Origin of the sequence: Siminovitchia sp. FSL H7-0308, assembly GCF_037980985.1 — a bacterium.
Classification (GTDB): domain Bacteria; phylum Bacillota; class Bacilli; order Bacillales; family Bacillaceae_C; genus Siminovitchia; species Siminovitchia thermophila.
This window is the reverse complement of record NZ_CP150282.1, coordinates 2517701-2535099: the sequence shown is the minus strand read 5'-3', so window position 1 is coordinate 2535099 and position 17399 is coordinate 2517701. Positions and strand designations below refer to the sequence as shown.

Below are 17399 nucleotides of genomic sequence, written 5' to 3'. Positions count from 1 at the left end.
TCATCATCTAAAGGAGGAGAAGCATGGAGAACTTTGAAAAAGTCGTTTATTTGCAAGGTAATGGGAAGCTGGTCAAAGAAGAAATACGGGACCAAATATCTGACGAATTTCTTAGAAAGGTATATAGGCAGTTGACCTTAATGAGAACATTCGACAGAAAGGCTATTAATTTACAGAGGCAGGGGAGGCTTGGAACATATGCCCCGTTTGAGGGACAGGAAGCCTCACAAGTAGGCAGTGCCTTGGCCCTGCAAAATGATGATTGGATATTCCCGACATACCGGGATCATGCTGCTACAATGACTTTTGGACTTCCTCTTGAAACAGTCCTTTTATATTGGAATGGGCGCGCCGAAGGCTGTATCCCCCCTTCCGGGAAAAGAATTTTCCCTCCTGCTGTTCCGCTCGCAACTCAGCTTCCCCATGCTGCAGGTGCGGCGATGGCTGAACAATACAAAGGGACGAACAATGCCGTTATTGTATACTTCGGGGACGGTTCTACGTCAGAAGGAGATTTTCATGAAGGGATGAATTTCGCAAGCATATTTAAGGCGCCGGTGGTGTTTTTTAACCAAAACAACAAATATGCCATTTCTGTCCCGATCGAAAGGCAAATGAACTCCAGAACCATTGCCCAAAAAGCCGTAGCTTATGATATTCCCGGCATCCGTCTTGATGGCAATGATATATTCGCTGTTTATTTTGAAACAAAAAAAGCGTTGGAACGGGCTCGAAATGGAGAAGGCCCTACATTGATCGAGGCTGTTACATGGCGTTACGGTGCACATACAACTGCAGATGACCCGAGCAAATACCGTGACCAATCATTGAGCGAACAGAAGAGGGAAGAAGGCGATCCTATTTTACGCTTGGAAAGATATATGAAAAAAGAAGACTTGTGGGATGAACAGTGGGCCGCAAGTATTCAAATGGAAGCGGCTGATCAGGTTGAAAAAGCGGTTAAAGACATGGAAGCCTTCCCTGCTGCCGATGTGAATGATTTATTTGATCACGTATTTGAGGAAAATCCATGGACGATTCAAGAGCAGAAAAACAAATACTTTGACTTTTTGCGAGGTGTTACTTCATGAATGTATCGGCACCGGCTACTCAAAAATTGACGTTGGTTCAAGCGGTCACCGATGGGCTGCGCACGATGTTGAGGGAGCGCCATGAGATGCTTATGATGGGTGAAGACATTGGCGTGAATGGCGGAGTGTTTCGCGCAACAGACGGCTTAATGGATGAATTCGGCGAACATCGTGTCATTGATACGCCGATTAGTGAATCGGGGATTGTCGGCACCGCCATCGGCATGGCGGTAAACGGGCTGCTTCCGGTAGTGGAAATGCAATTTCTCGGTTTCATTTATCCCGCATTTGAACAAATCGCGACTCATGTTACACGGATTCGGATGCGGACGAACAGCCATTTTACCGTTCCGCTCGTCATAAGGGCACCGTATGGCGCCGGTATCCGCGCTCCTGAAATCCATTCTGACAGTGTTGAAGCATTTTTTACCCATATGCCGGGAATCAAGGTGGTCTGTCCAGCCAGTCCGTATGATGCAAAAGGCTTGCTCATTGCGAGCATCGAGGATCCTGATCCTGTTTTGTTTCTAGAATCCATGAGATCATATCGAGCGTTTCGAGAAGATGTTCCTACTGAAAAGTACACGGTCGAAATCGGCAAAGCAAAGAGGATAATGGAGGGCAATGATGTGACGGTCATTGCGTGGGGAGCGATGGTTCCAGTGGCGATTCAAGCGGCTGAACAAATGAAGGAACAAGGCGTCCATTGTGATGTGCTTGATTTAAGAACGCTATATCCGCTTGACAAAGACATGATAGCCGAATCTGTCCAAAAAACAGGAAGAGCCGTCATTGTTCATGAAGCGCACGCCACAAGCGGACTTGGGACGGAAATCATTACCCTTATTCAAGACACTTCATTTTTATATTTAAAAGCCCCGATTGAAAGAGTTACCGGCTTTGATGTACCTGTCCCATTTTATACACTGGAACAACATTATTTGCCGACACCCGAGCGTGTAATGAAGGCCATTGAAACAACAGTCAATTTTTAAGAAAAGGGTGAGTGTTTTTGGTCGATGTGAAATTTCATGATATCGGAGAAGGGATCACCGAAGGAGAAGTGATCCAATACCTTGTTAAAATTGGTGAAAAAGTGGAGGCGGACCAGCCACTTGTTGAGGTGCAGACCGACAAAATGACTGCTGAACTGCCTTCGCCGGCTCAAGGCACTATCACAGACATCAAGGTTCCCGAAGGAGAACAGATTACTGTCGGAACCACGTTGCTTGTCATTGATCCAGGCCAATCTGCAACCGTTGACACAAGAAAAGAAGAGGAACAAGCAAAAAAAAGCGTGCAAATCCAAGTGACTAAGCCTGCCAATAAGAAACTGGTTTTGGCCGCACCCTATACTCGAAAAATAGCTCGTGATCTTGGAGTCAATATAGAAGAAGTAACCGGAACGGGTCCAGCCGGAAGAATAACGGATGAAGATGTTTACAGGTTTACGAACGAATCAGTAGCGGGAAAAAGACAAGTGTCTCAGGAAAGTGCGTCCGCTTCTGCGCGGCGGGTGGAAACAGAAGAGGAGAACATCGTTCCTTTTAAAGGCCGGAGAAAAATCATTGCAGAGAAAATGGCAAAATCGCTGTTTACAATTCCGCATGTCACCCATTTTGAAGAAGCAGATGTAACAAATGTCCTAAACCTGGCACAGCAACTAAAGGAAGAAGGAGATCATGTATCTGTCGCAGCTTTTTTCATTAAGGCGGTTCAGATTGCGTTGCAGGACTTTCCGGTATTCAACGCTGTACTGGATGAGGAGAACGAAGTAATCAAAATGAAAAACCATTGCCATATGGGGATTGCCGTTGATACGGAAGAAGGGCTAATTGTCCCAGTGATCCGTCATACAGAACGTAAATCCATCAAACAAATTCATGATGAGATGAAGCAACTTATTCAAAAAGCGCAAGAAAACCGGCTGAACCCGAAAGAAATGTCCGGCAGCACTTTCACAATCAGCAATGTAGGACCGCTCGGCAGCATTGCCGCCACTCCTATTATTAATTATCCGGAAACAGGTTTGATGGCTTTTCATAAGGCGAAAAAACGCCCGTCCGTTGTCAATGATGAGATCACGATCCGGTCCATGATGAATATATCGATGTCCTTTGACCACCGTGTAGCCGATGGGGCAATGGCAGTGGCATTTACGAACCGATTCGTCCGCTTAATCGAAAATCCGGCTAAAATGTTATTGGAGTTGATGTAGAATGGTCGTAGGAGAACTAGTTCAAGAAAAAGAATTGGTCGTAGTCGGCGGTGGACCTGCCGGCTACACTGCGGCCATTAGAGCGGCACAGCTCGGCAAAGAAGTTGTCATAATAGAAAAAGAAAAAATCGGCGGAGTCTGCCTGAATAAAGGATGCGTTCCGTCCAAAACATTGGTTCATGCGGCCAAGCAAAGCGGACGCTTGCAAAAAATGAAAGAGTTGGGCTTTTTGTTTGATGACCCGTCATTTGAACTATCCACTTACCATCAATATAAAAACAATATCATAGACAATCTCAGAAAAGGCGTCATGGCGCTGTGTAAAGCACATAAAATTGAGATCATAACCGGAAAAGCCTATTTCCTTGATCATGAAAGGATCGGAGTGGAAAACGGGCATCAATACGAGACAATCAAATTTTCCCAAGCGATCATTGCTGCGGGAGCATACATCAAGGAAGATGAAACTAACCGGATGCTTTCTTCTTATCAGCTGTTTAATCCGGAAAACCTTCCCGGAAAATTACTTCTTATCGGCTGGAATTACCTTGTTTTAGAAGCTGCGTTCGCTTATTCCGGCTTGGGATGTGATGTGACGGTTCTTGCCACAAGAGATGACAGCGGCTTTTTGGACGCTGAAATTGAAAAAGAGTTGATAAGACTGCTGAAGAAAAGAAAGATTGATCTGCACCTTGATGTAAAGAATATTCGCTGGCATATATCAAACAATCTAATTGAATGCACTTTCAATAATGCCAACGGGGAACGGCGTGAAGTGACCGGAACTCATATTTATTCTCAGGAAGAGATTAGGGGCAACACGGACGGCTTGGGTGTGTCCCGTCTAGGAGTCGAGTTGGATGATCAAGGTTTTATTGTCGTGGATGAGCAATGTCGAACAAACAGGGGAGGCATCTTTGCAATTGGAGATGTGACAGGGCCGCCATTACTTGCTGTAAAAGGAATTCGCCAAGGGAAAACAGCCGCTGAAATAGCATGTGGGAAAACGGGTGAGGTTGATATGACATGGATGCCGACAGTCATCCATACAGACCCGCCTATCGCTTTTTCAGGATTTACCGAAAGTGAAGCAAAAGAAGCGGGTTTTACAATTAAGACGGGGGTTTTCCCATTAACCGCCAACGGATACGCGTCATTGACGCAAAATAAGGAGGGGATGGCAAAAGTTGTGTTTGACGACCAATCGGACCGGCTTTTAGGTGTACACTTCATTGGGGAAGGGGCAGTCGAGCTTATTTCAAGCGCTGTACTCGGTTTGGAGATGGGGGCAAGGGATGAAGACTTTCTATTTCCATTTTATCCACATCCGAGCACAAGCGAATCTTTATTGGAAGCTGTTGAACAAATGAAAGGCCTTGCCATTCACCAGCCGCCAAAAAAACTAAAACAAAAAGCCTGATCATTTGATCAGGTTTTTTGTTTTAGTTCCAATAGTTTAGGATGGAACCAAGTATGCCCTCTCAGCAGGAGAAGGTCGGCTCCGAAAGTGTATCTCTTACAAAGCGGGCATGCTGCCTATTTGATGAGAAGGCGAGGGCGGTATTCCCGAGTGAGCATAAGGAGCGGAAAGACGTTGACAAACTTGCTGCACCCGAACCCTCTTGGCATTGCCAAAACGCCAAGCTGTTGGCAAAAATGATTAGAACATTGGTTGTCTGCGCTCTGAATGTCGGGAGCAAGCTTAATGCGGCAGGAAAGCCAACTGGTAGAAAAATAGGACAGCAAATATATATACTAACGGATGGACATCCCGCCACTTTCCTTTTACGATCTTTAAGATTGGATAAGAAATAAATCCGAGAGCGATGCCTGTCGCAATGCTGGAGGTTAAAGGCATACTCAATATAATTAAAAACGCGGGAAATCCTTCATCAATTTGTGACCAATTTATTTTTGAAATAGCCCCCATCATCATGCTTCCGACAATGATTAGCGCAGGAGCAGTAATTGCGGACAGTTCGGAAACGGCACTTACGAGCGGGCCGAAAAAAGCCGCAATGATAAATAAAAGCGAAACAGTCACAGTTGTCAGACCTGTACGGCCGCCGGCAGCGACTCCGGATGAAGATTCGATATAGGCGCTTGTCGGGCTTGTACCGACCATGGCCCCGATCGTAGTGGCCACAGAGTCAGCCAACAGTGCCTGCCGTGCCCGGGGAAAAGTATTGCCCTTCATCAGTCCCGCTTGCTGAGCAACACCGATCATTGTACCGGTGGTATCGAAGATAGTTACAAGCAGAAAAGAGAAGACAACCGCAAAAAGAAAATGTTCCGCCACTTCGCTAAAGGCGGACAATGGGTTGGTAATCAAGATTCCTTCAGGAAGCGATGGCATTTGTACAAAGCCCTGGTCAAAATGAAGCTGGCCAGTAAAAAAGGCTGTTAAACCTGTGATGACCATCCCGATAAACAAGGCTCCATGTATATGAAAAGCCAGTAAAACGATTGTCACGAACAAGCCTAAAAGTGCAAGCAAGACAGGAGGAGAGTGAAGATCTCCCAAGGCTACAAGGTTAGTTGGATGAGCCACGATCAGACCGGTGAGTCTCATTCCGATAAATGCAATAAAAAGTCCGATTCCCGCCGTAATACCATGTTTCAAGTTTGCAGGTATGGCTTCGATCAATACTTTGCGAAAAGGTGTCAAGGATAAAATAATAAATATGATGCCTGCAACAAATACAGCAGCAAACGCCGTTATATAAGATATGTCGTGTGTTTCGACAACGGAATAAGCAAAATAGGCATTCAATCCCATACCCGGAGCAATCGCGATCGGGTAATTGGCCGCCAGCGCCATCCAAAGTGTTCCGGCAACAGTCGCGATGATCGTTGCAGTAAACACTTGATCAATAGGCACGCCGGCATCTTTTAAGATGATCGGATTGACAACAATAATATATACCATCGTTAAAAAAGTCGTCATTCCTGCAATGATTTCAGTTCTAACATTTGTTTGATTTTCCTTTAATTTAAACATAGGTGACCTCCAGTGCATCAGGCAGCTCGTTTTTATCGGCTGCCTCATTAATATAAACAACAATAAACGAAGTGTAGTCAGTTTCTTTTACGCCAAACAATTTTAGGAACAACGAAAGAAAGATAAGTGGCGCCGCTCATGGTGAAAAAGGAACCTAGATCCATATTTCTCTCTGGATGAAAGGGCCTCATCGTGAGTTAAAACAAATTAACAAACGATCTTATTTTAGCTTATTTGCGGGAAAGTTAAAAGCTTCTGTCGAAATAAATATGTGAACAAATAGTTAGCACTATACAACGGATCAATATACAATGAAGAAAATGGGAGAAAGGGTGATGGAAATGGTTCAACATTTGCAAAGTGTAAAAACATTACATAATGGGATCGACATGCCGTACCTCGGACTTGGGGTTTACTTAATGAAGGAGAAAAAGAAAGCGGTTAATGCCATAAGATATGCATTACAATACGGATACAGGTCGATTGATACGGCAAAAATTTATGAAAATGAAGATGTTGTCGGAGAGGCGGTAAAGGATTCTGGAATTCCGCGGGAGGAGCTGTTTATCACCACTAAGGTATGGAACACGGACCAGGGCTATGACAACACTTTGAAAGCATTTGAAGAAAGTTTGAATCAATTACAAATGGAATATGTGGATTTATATTTGATTCACTGGGCCGTAAAAGATAAGTATGTGGACACGTGGCGTGCGCTTGAAAGGTTATATGATGAAAAGCTTGTCCGGGCCATTGGCGTTTGCAATTTCCAAATTCATCATTTGGAAGATTTGGCCGTCCGCAGTAATGAAAAGCCTGTCGTTAATCAAATTGAACTGCATCCACGGTTGACACAAGAACCGCTTCGGGAATATTGCCAAGAGCATGATATTGCTGTCGAAGCGTGGTCGCCTCTTGCCCGCGCACGTTTGCTTGAAGAACCTTCTCTCGTTGCGCTTGGCAAAAAATACGGAAAAAGCAGTGCGCAAATTATTTTGCGCTGGCACTTGCAAAACGGAAACATCATTATTCCAAAGTCGATCAATAGCAATCGTATCCGTGAAAATGCGGAAATTTTTGATTTTGAACTTTCACTCAAAGATATGAATGAAATAAATGGATTGAACCTGGACGAAAGGTATGGCCCTCATCCTGATCATTTTAACTTTGATTAGTTAGTGATTGGCCGCCTATGCCGCTTGTTAATCGATTACCTTACTTTCCCAACGATCTGTAGGCTTTTCATATGTTATTCTAATGGGGAGAACATTCAGAGCATAAGGCAGGTTTTCGGATATGAAGGTTGTATTTGCGGCTACACAAGAACAGAAGGAAACAATAAGCAGTTTGCTTGACGATTTTTATTCATCCATTTTACCTTCTTATTTTCAAGACGATGATATTTACACGTTTTGCGAACTGAATATATTGAAAACACCTTCTTTTGAAGATTGGCCCAATAGCGCATCGGATGCGTTGAATGTGATTGCGGCGCTGCAAGTCATGAAAACATTATTGGAATTGAGAAACATCGACTCACATAATCCTCATTTGGAAAGTATTTTTTACAAAAACAAAAAGATTTTGGAAAGCCATGACATATCATTTCCTTTCACATATTCACAGTACACACGACAAAAAGGGCTGAGTCACTCGTTAAGCATTTTTACGCCTGCATACAACGATTTTTTAATTTGAAACATACACTTTTCGGCTGTTGAGACAACCGAACGGCTTTGGCTTATTTTCACGGGGCTAAGGCCGTTTACACGTTTTGGATTGTCCAACCTGACGGTCTCAGGAACATGAAAATGGCTCCCCTGCACTGAATCCAGTTTGAATAGTGCAGGGGAATCTTTTTCTGGCAAGCGCTTGTCCAAAAGGATGGGCGCTTTTATTTTTTTACATGTTCATCAAACCAAGCCGCAAAATCTTCTTTTGGATGGGAGCCGACCATTCGTGCTGCTTCTTTCCCATCTTTGAAATGCATAAGCGTCGGGGTATGGGTAATTCCATATTTTTTAAAGCCGTTTTCAAACTCTTTCAAATTGTATTGGACAAGGTCAATATTTTTTTCTTTCGCAAGGGGTGCAACTACCGGCGTCGTCTTTATGCAATGCGAGCAAGTCGGGCTAAAGAAATAAACGGTGACATCTTCCTTATTTTTCAATTTTTTCTCCAACTCATCCGGCAAAATGATGTTTTGGTACAGCGGATCATCCAACAATTCGACTGTTGTGGGATGCAAGCTTTCTTTTTGATATACGTTGCCTTCAGACTTCTTTTCCTGCTGCACTTTTGTTACTATGGCGATCGCGACAAACAACCCGATAATAATGACTAAAAATATAACTACTTTTTTCATTGTGCATCACCTTTCGATTGTTTCAATAAAATCAAACTTACGGAGAAAATGAGTGTAAAAGCAATAAAGGCTAAAAAGGGGATGGTCACAAATCCCGCCCAGTTAATATATTCCCCCGTACATGGAACTCGCCCGCAAGCGGGGGAGTAAGCGGAGAAAAAATCAACTTTTTGAATTAAATAATGGTAAAAAGATAAAAGCACGCCCATTCCCGAAAGTACGGATGTGTATATTGCCGCTTTGTAATCTTTTTTGACCAAGGCGATTCCGAGCAAAATGGCTTGCGGATACATTAGAATTCTTTGGTACCAGCAAAGCTCGCACGGTTCATATTGCTTGATTTCCGAAAAATATAAACTTCCGAGTGTCGCTATGACAGCTACAGCCCATGCAAAAAAAATCATATTTTCCCGCTGATCTTTTTTCCCCACATAAATCACTGCCTTTAAAATCGTTTATGTATTCCTTTGATTATAATGGAAAAAACTGTTTAAAGTAAATGAAAACGCTATCTTTCCAAAATGGCTACTAAAAAAACCGGCTGCTTGCGGCAGCCAGTTAAATGGGAACCAAGGGGCTGTTCTCAAAGATGCTTTCCTCTTCCGTAACAGAAACGGCATGCTCTAGATAACGAAGCAGTGAGTAGAGTTGACGCTCAATCAGGGAATAATCGCGGGAAAAATAATACGCGTGTAAAAAGCGTTCTATTCTTTTTGACAGCATATGGTCTTTTGTACGAACCATTAAAACGATCAGATTATCCCATTCCGACCGATGCGTATAGTAAAGGGCACGATCATAATCCATCTGGTTTCCTCCTTTTTAGGAGTTGCCTTTATTATATCCGCGGAGCCGGGATATATAGGGGTGTAAATCTTGACATGGTTGGATTTGGGTTTAACCACGGTTAAAAAATAAGAACCAGCCAATACGTGTAAAACGTGACATAGCCGAATTTGGGTGTTCGCCAGATCATTGGTGAGAAGTTACTCTTTTTGGTGAGGAAAATAATTTGGCGGCCAAGGCGGATGTAATTCATGTTATTTCCTTGTCTTTCATACATTGTGGATAAAAGGAGGGAATATTCATGAGTGCGGATGAGAAAACATTAGAATATGCTATTGATGAAATAACAGAAATTGCCAGTGGATTTGGCCTCGACTTTTATCCGATGAGATACGAAATATGCCCGGCTGACATTATCTACACATTTGGCGCTTACGGAATGCCGACTCGTTTTTCCCACTGGAGTTTCGGAAAGCAATTTTTTAAAATGAAACTGCATTATGACTTTGGTTTAAGTAAAATATATGAACTCGTGATCAACTCAAACCCTTGTTATGCCTTTCTCCTTGATTCCAACTCGTTGATTCAAAACAAGCTGATTGTGGCGCATGTTCTAGCCCATTGCGACTTTTTTAAAAACAATGTTCGATTTAAAAACACGAATCGGGATATGGTGGAAAGCATGGCGGCGACAGCAGGGAGAATCAGGCAATATGAAATGGAACACGGAAAAAAAGAAGTGGAGCAATTTTTGGATGCGGTGCTCGCGATTGAAGAGCATATTGACCCGTCTTTGATGCGGCCGGTGCTGGATTGGGAGATGGATGAAGAGGATGAATGGGAAGAAGATACTACGCCGGTAACGGAATACGATGATTTATGGGGATTGGATGAAGAGAAAAAGGAAGAGCCGGCCAGGAAAAAACGGAGAAAAAAATTCCCGCCCCAACCGGAAAAGGATATCGTGTTATTTATCGAACAGTATAGCCGGGAGCTGTCTGATTGGCAACGGGATATCATGACAATGGTTCGAGAAGAGATGCTTTATTTTTGGCCGCAGCTTGAAACGAAAATTATGAATGAAGGCTGGGCGTCTTATTGGCATCAGCGGATTATCCGTGAGTTGGATTTGACGAGCGATGAGGCAATTGAATTCGCCAAATTGAATGCGGGGGTTATTCAGCCATCAAGGACAAGTATCAACCCTTATTATCTTGGTTTGAAAATTTTCGAGGATATTGAAGAAAGATGGAATAATCCGGACGAAGAAATGAAAAAACAAGGAGTTAAGCCTAATTCGGGTCGGGAAAAGATGTTCGAAGTTCGCGAACTGGAATCCGATATATCCTTTTTAAGAAATTATTTAACAAAAGATCTTGTATTGCGGGAAGATATGTATTTATTTCAAAAGCAAGGAAGGGATTATAAAATTGTTGACAAAAAATGGACCGAGGTCCGCGACCAGCTTGTGAGCATGAGAGTAAACGGCGGATTCCCGTACATTACAGTCAATGACGGCGACTATATGAAGAATGGAGAGCTATATTTGAAACATTCTTATGAGGGAGTTGAACTTGACCTAAAATATTTGGAAAAAGTACTGCCTTATATTTATCAATTGTGGGGAAGAACCGTTCACTTGGAGAGCGTAGTGGAAAATCGCTCGATGTTATTCAGTTATGACGGCAGGAACGTACAACGGAAATTCATATGAGCGAGGGCTGTTTTTAAGGGGGCTTTTCTCTAAAGGAGATGGAGAGCCTGGAACACAGCTAAATCAGCTGATGAAAAAACGAACAATAAAGTGAAACTTCATTCAGTAGGGCTTCTACTGAATGTTAGTTGAACCAATCAGGCATTTAGGTGCCGTTTCTCCCACTTAGACCTCTTGTATTTACTCAAGATTTTGAAGTGGTAGTCTTACGGCACCTTACATGCGGGATAAAGTGAAACTTCATTCAGTAGGGCTACTGAATGTTAGTTGAACCAATCGGGCATTTAGGTGCCGTTTTCTCCCACTTAGCCCTTTTGTATTCACTCAATACGGCACCTTACATGCGGGATAAAGTGAAACTTCATTCAGTAGGGCTCTAACTGAATGTTAGTTGAACCAATCGGGCATTTAGGTGCCGTTTTCTCCCACTTAGCCCTTTTGTATTCACTCAATACGGCACCTTACATGCGGGAAAAATTGTCCCAGTGTATCATACGCAAGCTTTTAGCGTAGTCAAAATAGGTAGACTCCTGCGGGAATAGCTCGAGCTGAAGATCCCGCAGGAAAGCGGCCTTTGCTTTCCGAGGAAGCTGAAGAGACCTGCGGAAAGCGAAATAGGTTGACGTAGCGATGATAGGGATTTTTTAACACAAATAGCCCGAACAACTATAAATGAATTGTTCGGTTTTTGCTATTTCGTATTTGCTTATGCCCCAGCCTCTATTTCGTGTTTTAAGCTCCTTGAATGAAGGAATGAATAAGTAAAGAACCAATTTCAAGGAGGATGATCATGTTTTTAGATAATTATGTAAATCAAAAAATCCAGATCAAGTTTAAACATTTGCCTGAATCTTTATCTGGCTCCATTACAGGGATCTATTTTCCGGAAAAATGGTGTGTTGCCAAGCTCGTATATACGGAGCCAATCGGCATTTGGGTTGAAAACCCCTGTTATGAGCATACAAAAGTGCAGGAAGAAGACGGTACTACTGTTCCAAAGGAAAACCAGTCAAGGAAAAATTGTCCGACGAATTTATTGATTAAATGGGATTATATTGATTCGATTATTGCTTTTCCGCAACTGCGTCCGGTGGGAGCGGGAAAAGAAACGAAGTTGATCGGTTTCCATTCTTAGCCGAATGTCATGTTGTATTCCTTTCAAATTTGTTTATCGGAGTATTTATTTCCTGATGCTCTATATGTTTCCCAAGTCGTTTTTAATGAAGCATATGTCCCGACAGCGGCATTCCCATAGAACAAACCCATGAAAACAGCCCCCCAAAAATTGAAACGGTGGGCGATGAAAAGGGAAAACATCAATCCAAGAATAGTGGCGATTGTCGGAATAATCACCCGGGGTATCGGGAACAAAAGCTTGATGATTTGAGTTGCGACCAAAACAGCGGGAACGGCGATAACGGCATCCCAAAAATTTGTATGTATTACTGGAAAATGCTCCATAACGATCCTCCTAACCAATTTAACATTATCATGCCCCAAAAAAGCTCGAACATGAAAAAGAAGCGCCTAAATAGACGCTTCTTTTTACATCATATAGCCATTAATAGCCATAACCGTAAGCTGTTCCTACAATTACTAGTAAAATGAACAGCACGACGATCAAGGCAAAACCCATTCCATATCCTCCACTCATGGACAGCCACCTCCTTATGCCGAATCTCCTACATCATATGTAAAGGTGCAAGGCTTCGACTGGACAGATTATAGAGAGAAATATCTAATTTTATTGACAAAGCAGGTAAAAAAGGATTGCGGACATAGCATGTAGAATTAATGGGATAAAGATGCGGTATTGTGTGGCGACTGGCCATGTCCATTTTGTGATCCATTCCATTTTAATTTTCGAGGAGGGACCCCATTTTGTGAAAACGCGGTTTGATCTTTCCATTGAAGGTATGACTTGTGCGGCTTGCTCCAACAGAATTGAAACAGTACTGAACCAAATGGAGGGTGTGGAAGCAACCGTTCATTTGACTCTTGAAAAAGCTTCTGTTTCCATTAACAGCACAACATTAACACCCGCTGATGTCATTGATAAAATTAAGGGTTTGGGTTATGACATTAAAACAGATAAGGTTCTTTTAGATGTTTATGGAATGACGTGCTCTGCGTGTTCTGCCAGAATCGAAAAAACATTGAATAAAATGGCGGGTGTCAGATCTGCTAATGTGAATCTGGCGGCAGCAACGGCATCCATCCACATGGAGGAAGGAATGATTTCCACTCCCGATATCATTGATAAAATGAAATCATTAGGTTATGAGGCGAAGGTGCATCAAAACAAGGAAAATACGGAACGTAACAAATCAGAACATGACCTTAGACAGAAACAAAAACTGTTGCTTTCAGCATTGCTGTCCCTGCCGCTTGTCTATACGATGCTCGGTCATTTACCAGGCGGCCTGGCACTGCCTGTTCCACATGTTTTGACGAACCCCTGGATACAGCTTGCATTGGCGTTCCCTGTCCAGTTTTATATTGGTTGGCCGTTTTACGAAGGAGCTTACAAGTCATTAAAAAACAAAAGCGCCAATATGGATGTGCTTGTGGCACTCGGAACATCCGCGGCATTTTTCTTTAGTGTTTTAGAAAGCATCCGTTCACTCATTTACCCAATATATAAACCACATCTTTACTTTGAAACGAGCGCGGTGTTAATCACACTCATATTGTTTGGAAAATGGTTGGAAGCGAAAGCGAAAGGAAAAACAACTGAGGCATTATCCCACTTATTGCGCTTGCAGGCGAAACATGCAACAATCCTTACGAATGGGCTTGAGCGGCAAGTCCCAATTGAAGAAGTCCAGGCGGGGGATATTTTGGTAGTTCGTCCCGGGGAAAAAATACCTGTTGATGGAGAGATCACTTCCGGCGGGACGTTTGTCGATGAATCAATGATTACTGGAGAAGCGATTCCAGTAGAAAAGCAAATGGGCGATGTTGTGATCGGAAGCACAGTAAACAAAAACGGCATGATTCAAATAAGGGCAACAAAAGTCGGGAAAGATACAGCGCTTGCCGGCATCATTCAAGTTGTGGAAGCTGCCCAGGGAAGCAAAGCGCCCATTCAGCGGGTGGCAGACAACATTTCAGGCATATTCGTTCCATTCGTTGTGGCGATTTCCATTGCGACTTTTCTGGCGTGGCTGTTCCTTTTAGACCAGGGAAATCTGGAAAAAGCACTGGAAGCATCTATTACTGTTCTTGTCATTGCCTGCCCTTGTGCTTTGGGACTAGCCACTCCGACTGCCATTATGGTTGGTTCGGGAAAGGGGGCGGAAACGGGCATTTTATTTAAAGGTGGCGAACATTTGGAGATTGCTCATAAAGTAAATGCGGTTATCTTTGATAAAACAGGCACCATTACAGTTGGCAGGCCGGTTGTTACCGATATAGAGCTTTTCCACCAAAATGCCTTACAGTATTTGGTTTCGGCTGAATCTGTTTCCGAGCATCCACTTGCAGATGCGATTGTAACATATGGACAAGAAAAGGGAGTCAAACCGAAAGCAGTCAAAAGCTTCGAGGCAATACAAGGACAAGGGATTAAAGCGGATATTGATGGCAAACAAATTTTAATCGGCACTAGAAAGCTGATGCGGGACCATCTCGTGTTATACCAAGAAAAGGCGAAACAGGTGCGGAATTTTGAGAAAAAAGGGAAAACCGTTATGTTCATAGCCATTAATGGACGCTTGGCCGGAATTGTTGCAGTTGCAGATACGGTAAAAGAACATGCGCGTGATGCCATTCACGAATTAAAAAAACAAGGGCTGGAAGTCATCATGCTTACAGGTGATAATGAAAGGACTGCTCATACGATTGCCAGCACAGTGGGAATTGATCAAGTATACGCGGAAGTGCTGCCAGAGCAAAAGGCGGAAATGGTTCAGGAATTGCAAAAGAATGGAAAAATCGTAGCGATGGTTGGAGATGGTATGAATGACGCGCCAGCCCTTGCCGTGGCGGACATTGGGATTGCCATTGATACTGGAACCGATGTGGCGATTGAAGCCGCGGATATAACAATTTTGGGTGGGGATTTAAGGCTTGTCTCAAAGGCATTCCAGCTCAGTAAAGCTACCATGAAAAATGTCAAACAAAATTTGTTTTGGGCATTGGCATATAATACAGCCGGAATTCCCATTGCGGCATCGGGATTGCTTGCTCCATGGATTGCGGGTGCGGCCATGGCATTCAGTTCGGTTTCTGTTGTGGCAAATGCTTTGCGTTTAAAAAGAATACATCTATAACTGCCTATTGCCAATAATTTTTTTTTTTGAAGCCAAATGAAAGTAGCGCTGATCCTTTTCAAGTATTTTGCTTCTCTTTGGTTGAACACTGATCATTTTATTAAAAACACAGAACAGGTGGGAAAGACATGAATATTGCGGATCTTCATTGTGACGTATTGTGGAAAATGTGGAACAGCAGCGGGAAATTGGATTTTGAGCATTCCCCGAAACTGGATGTCAATAGGGAAAAAATGAAACTAGGGAAGGTTAAAGTCCAATGTTTCGCCATTTTTGTCCCCCCCGAAGTGAAAGAAGAGGCAAAATTTCAAGCGGCCCTTGATCAAGTGCATTATTTTTATTCAAACATCGTTGAAAAGAATGGGATGAAGCATATTAAGCAATGGTCGGATTTGCTTACATTGGGGGAAGATGAAATCGGAGCCATTCTTTCCCTTGAAGGGGTTGATTGCATTGGCAGTGATCCGCAAAAGCTTAGTATCTTGTATCGCCTTGGTGTAAGGCTGGTCGGGCTTACTTGGAATAACGCCAATCTTGCGGCTGATGGAATAGAAGAGCCGCGGGGAGCAGGTCTGACTGCATTCGGAAAACAGGTTGTTCAGTTCCATAACAACCACCACCTGTTTACCGACGTATCCCACTTAAGTGAACGCGCTTTTTGGGAAGTGGTTGAACTCGCAAACTATCCAATCGCCAGCCATTCAAACGCCAAAGCAGTTTGTGGCCATCAGAGGAACTTGACCGACGACCAGGCAAAAACACTTTTTATGAAAAACGCCATGATTCATGTAGTGTTTTATCCGGACTTTACGGCCAATAAGGAAAAAGTATATATTTCAGATCTCATCAAACACATTGATCATTTTTGTTCATTGGGGGGCGTCAAGCACATCGGATTTGGTTCCGACTTTGACGGCATCGACGAGCATATCATCGGTTTGGAAGATGCTTCTAAATACCAAAATCTCATAAATGAATTGCTTAAATATTATTCTGAAGAACAGGTCAAAGGATTTGCATGGAAGAATTTCTTCCATCATCTACCAAATAATAGTAAAAAAGAATAATTTTTCACTTACTGAGTTTAAAACAGCCGCTAAAGTGCCATAAAGTTCTTAAGCGGTTGTTTTTTTATTTTTTAAAAAAGATCCATTTCATTGTTTGGATCATTTACTTACAGTGCAGGAGGGTTCATTATGACAGAAAAGGATAAAGGACTTTCTCGCCGGGACTTTTTAAAAAGGTCCGGCATTGTTACTGGCACATTGGTCGGAGGCGGCTTACTGGGAGGCGTCATTGGCTACAATGCCAGAAATAATACGGAAACAACCCCGGAAGAAACCCGTGAAAAAGCCAGACAGATCAGTCCGAAAGGCAGAAAGTTTTTTACGAGGGATGCAGACTTTAAAATACTGTCCCAAGCAACGGAAAGGATATTTCCCAAGGATGATTTGGGGCCGGGGGCCATCGAATTGGGTGTGCCCTATTTCATAGACAACCAGCTTGCGGGCGCTTATGGAATGAATTCCAGAGAATATATGCAAGGACCGTTTTTTGTGGGAAAGGAGACGCAAGGGTATCAGAGTCCCTTAACAAGGGCGGAAATTTTTTCTGTCGGCATCGCTGCCTTAGACAATGAGGCTCAGAAGCGATTTAAAAAAAGCTTCACGGATCTGGAAGGCGGTCAAATGGATGAGATTTTAACGGCTTTTCAAAAAGGGGAAGTGAAATTGAATGGAGTCACCTCAAGCTTTTTCTTTACCCTTCTTAGGTCTGCCACATTGGAGGGGGCATACTCCGACCCGATCTATGGCGGAAATAACAATATGGATGGTTGGAAAATGAAAAACTTTCCGGGTCATCAGGCCGCATACATAAATGTCATTGAGAGTGACAAATTTCAAAAGATCAAGCCACAATCATTGTCAAGCATGGATCATTAAAGGAGAT

Annotated in this window: 17 protein-coding genes; 11 read left to right on the top strand and 6 right to left on the bottom strand. The window is 43.1% G+C overall.

Annotation, left to right across the window (positions count from 1 at the left end; genetic code table 11):
* Positions 1–23: 23 nt before the first annotated feature.
* The 4 genes from pdhA to MHB50_RS12100 are packed head-to-tail and all read left to right on the top strand — an operon-like array spanning position 24 to position 4729.
* Positions 24–1091, top strand: a complete 1068-nt coding sequence (gene pdhA, locus MHB50_RS12115) for a pyruvate dehydrogenase (acetyl-transferring) E1 component subunit alpha (protein WP_339163880.1) — start codon at positions 24–26, stop codon at positions 1089–1091.
* Complete coding sequence (locus tag MHB50_RS12110; RefSeq protein WP_339163877.1) at positions 1088–2086, top strand: alpha-ketoacid dehydrogenase subunit beta; 999 nt, start codon at positions 1088–1090, stop codon at positions 2084–2086. The genes pdhA and MHB50_RS12110 overlap by 4 nt, the downstream gene beginning before the upstream one ends.
* A 17-nt stretch (positions 2087–2103) precedes the next feature.
* Positions 2104–3309 carry a dihydrolipoamide acetyltransferase family protein gene (locus MHB50_RS12105; RefSeq protein WP_339163874.1) on the top strand — a complete coding sequence of 402 codons (1206 nt, stop codon included), beginning with the start codon at positions 2104–2106 and terminating at the stop codon, positions 3307–3309.
* Between the two features lies 1 nt (position 3310).
* Positions 3311–4729 carry an NAD(P)/FAD-dependent oxidoreductase gene (locus MHB50_RS12100; RefSeq protein WP_339163872.1) on the top strand — a complete coding sequence of 473 codons (1419 nt, stop codon included), beginning with the start codon at positions 3311–3313 and terminating at the stop codon, positions 4727–4729.
* A 282-nt stretch (positions 4730–5011) separates the two neighbouring features.
* Here MHB50_RS12100 and MHB50_RS12095 read toward each other — a convergent pair whose 3' ends face one another.
* Positions 5012–6310: an NCS2 family permease gene (locus tag MHB50_RS12095; RefSeq protein WP_077112210.1), complete on the bottom strand. Its 1299-nt coding sequence runs from the start codon at positions 6308–6310 to the stop codon at positions 5012–5014.
* 341 nt (positions 6311–6651) lie between these two features.
* On the opposite strand from MHB50_RS12095, the gene MHB50_RS12090 reads away from it, so the two are divergent.
* Together MHB50_RS12090 and MHB50_RS12085 are read left to right on the top strand one after the other, a co-directional pair.
* Positions 6652–7485, top strand: coding sequence for an aldo/keto reductase (locus MHB50_RS12090; protein ID WP_077112412.1), 834 nt, complete (start codon positions 6652–6654; stop codon positions 7483–7485).
* Between the two features lie 121 nt (positions 7486–7606).
* Positions 7607–8008: a DUF5365 family protein gene (locus MHB50_RS12085; protein ID WP_077112212.1), complete on the top strand. Its 402-nt coding sequence runs from the start codon at positions 7607–7609 to the stop codon at positions 8006–8008.
* Between the two features lie 196 nt (positions 8009–8204).
* Here the strand turns inward: MHB50_RS12085 and MHB50_RS12080 are convergent, their stop codons facing one another.
* From MHB50_RS12080 to MHB50_RS12070, 3 genes are all read right to left on the bottom strand, one after another.
* Positions 8205–8675, bottom strand: coding sequence for a thioredoxin family protein (locus MHB50_RS12080; protein ID WP_340083842.1), 471 nt, complete (start codon positions 8673–8675; stop codon positions 8205–8207).
* A complete protein-coding gene (locus tag MHB50_RS12075) occupies positions 8672–9079 on the bottom strand; it encodes a disulfide oxidoreductase (RefSeq protein ID WP_077112414.1) in 408 nt (135 codons plus the stop codon). Before MHB50_RS12075 ends, MHB50_RS12080 begins: the two co-directional genes overlap by 4 nt.
* A 154-nt stretch (positions 9080–9233) precedes the next feature.
* Positions 9234–9482: a YhdB family protein gene (locus MHB50_RS12070; RefSeq protein ID WP_077112214.1), complete on the bottom strand. Its 249-nt coding sequence runs from the start codon at positions 9480–9482 to the stop codon at positions 9234–9236.
* A gap of 280 nt (positions 9483–9762) precedes the next feature.
* Between MHB50_RS12070 and MHB50_RS12065 the strand changes: the two genes are divergently transcribed.
* Both MHB50_RS12065 and MHB50_RS12060 read left to right on the top strand, forming a co-directional pair.
* Entirely contained in the window at positions 9763–11175 is a 1413-nt protein-coding gene (locus MHB50_RS12065; RefSeq protein WP_340083841.1) for a SpoVR family protein, read from the top strand.
* 790 nt (positions 11176–11965) lie between these two features.
* On the top strand, positions 11966–12310 hold the full coding sequence (locus tag MHB50_RS12060; protein ID WP_077112217.1) for a hypothetical protein: 345 nt from the start codon (positions 11966–11968) through the stop codon (positions 12308–12310).
* A 23-nt stretch (positions 12311–12333) separates the two neighbouring features.
* On the opposite strand, the gene MHB50_RS12055 is transcribed toward MHB50_RS12060, so the two are convergent.
* A complete protein-coding gene (locus tag MHB50_RS12055; protein ID WP_340083840.1) occupies positions 12334–12636 on the bottom strand; it encodes a hypothetical protein in 303 nt (100 codons plus the stop codon).
* 100 nt (positions 12637–12736) lie between these two features.
* Positions 12737–12829 carry a YjcZ family sporulation protein gene (locus MHB50_RS12050; protein ID WP_083717573.1) on the bottom strand — a complete coding sequence of 31 codons (93 nt, stop codon included), beginning with the start codon at positions 12827–12829 and terminating at the stop codon, positions 12737–12739.
* A gap of 262 nt (positions 12830–13091) precedes the next feature.
* Between MHB50_RS12050 and MHB50_RS12045 the strand changes: the two genes are divergently transcribed.
* The 3 genes from MHB50_RS12045 to MHB50_RS12035 all read left to right on the top strand — a co-directional run bounded on the left by MHB50_RS12045 (position 13092) and on the right by MHB50_RS12035 (position 17392).
* Positions 13092–15449 (top strand): heavy metal translocating P-type ATPase, encoded by a 2358-nt coding sequence (locus tag MHB50_RS12045; RefSeq protein WP_340085335.1) that lies wholly within the window; start codon positions 13092–13094, stop codon positions 15447–15449.
* A 128-nt stretch (positions 15450–15577) separates the two neighbouring features.
* Positions 15578–16516 carry a dipeptidase gene (locus MHB50_RS12040; RefSeq protein ID WP_340083839.1) on the top strand — a complete coding sequence of 313 codons (939 nt, stop codon included), beginning with the start codon at positions 15578–15580 and terminating at the stop codon, positions 16514–16516.
* A gap of 129 nt (positions 16517–16645) precedes the next feature.
* Positions 16646–17392: a gluconate 2-dehydrogenase subunit 3 family protein gene (locus MHB50_RS12035; RefSeq protein ID WP_340083838.1), complete on the top strand. Its 747-nt coding sequence runs from the start codon at positions 16646–16648 to the stop codon at positions 17390–17392.
* The last annotated feature ends 7 nt before the right edge of the window (positions 17393–17399 follow it).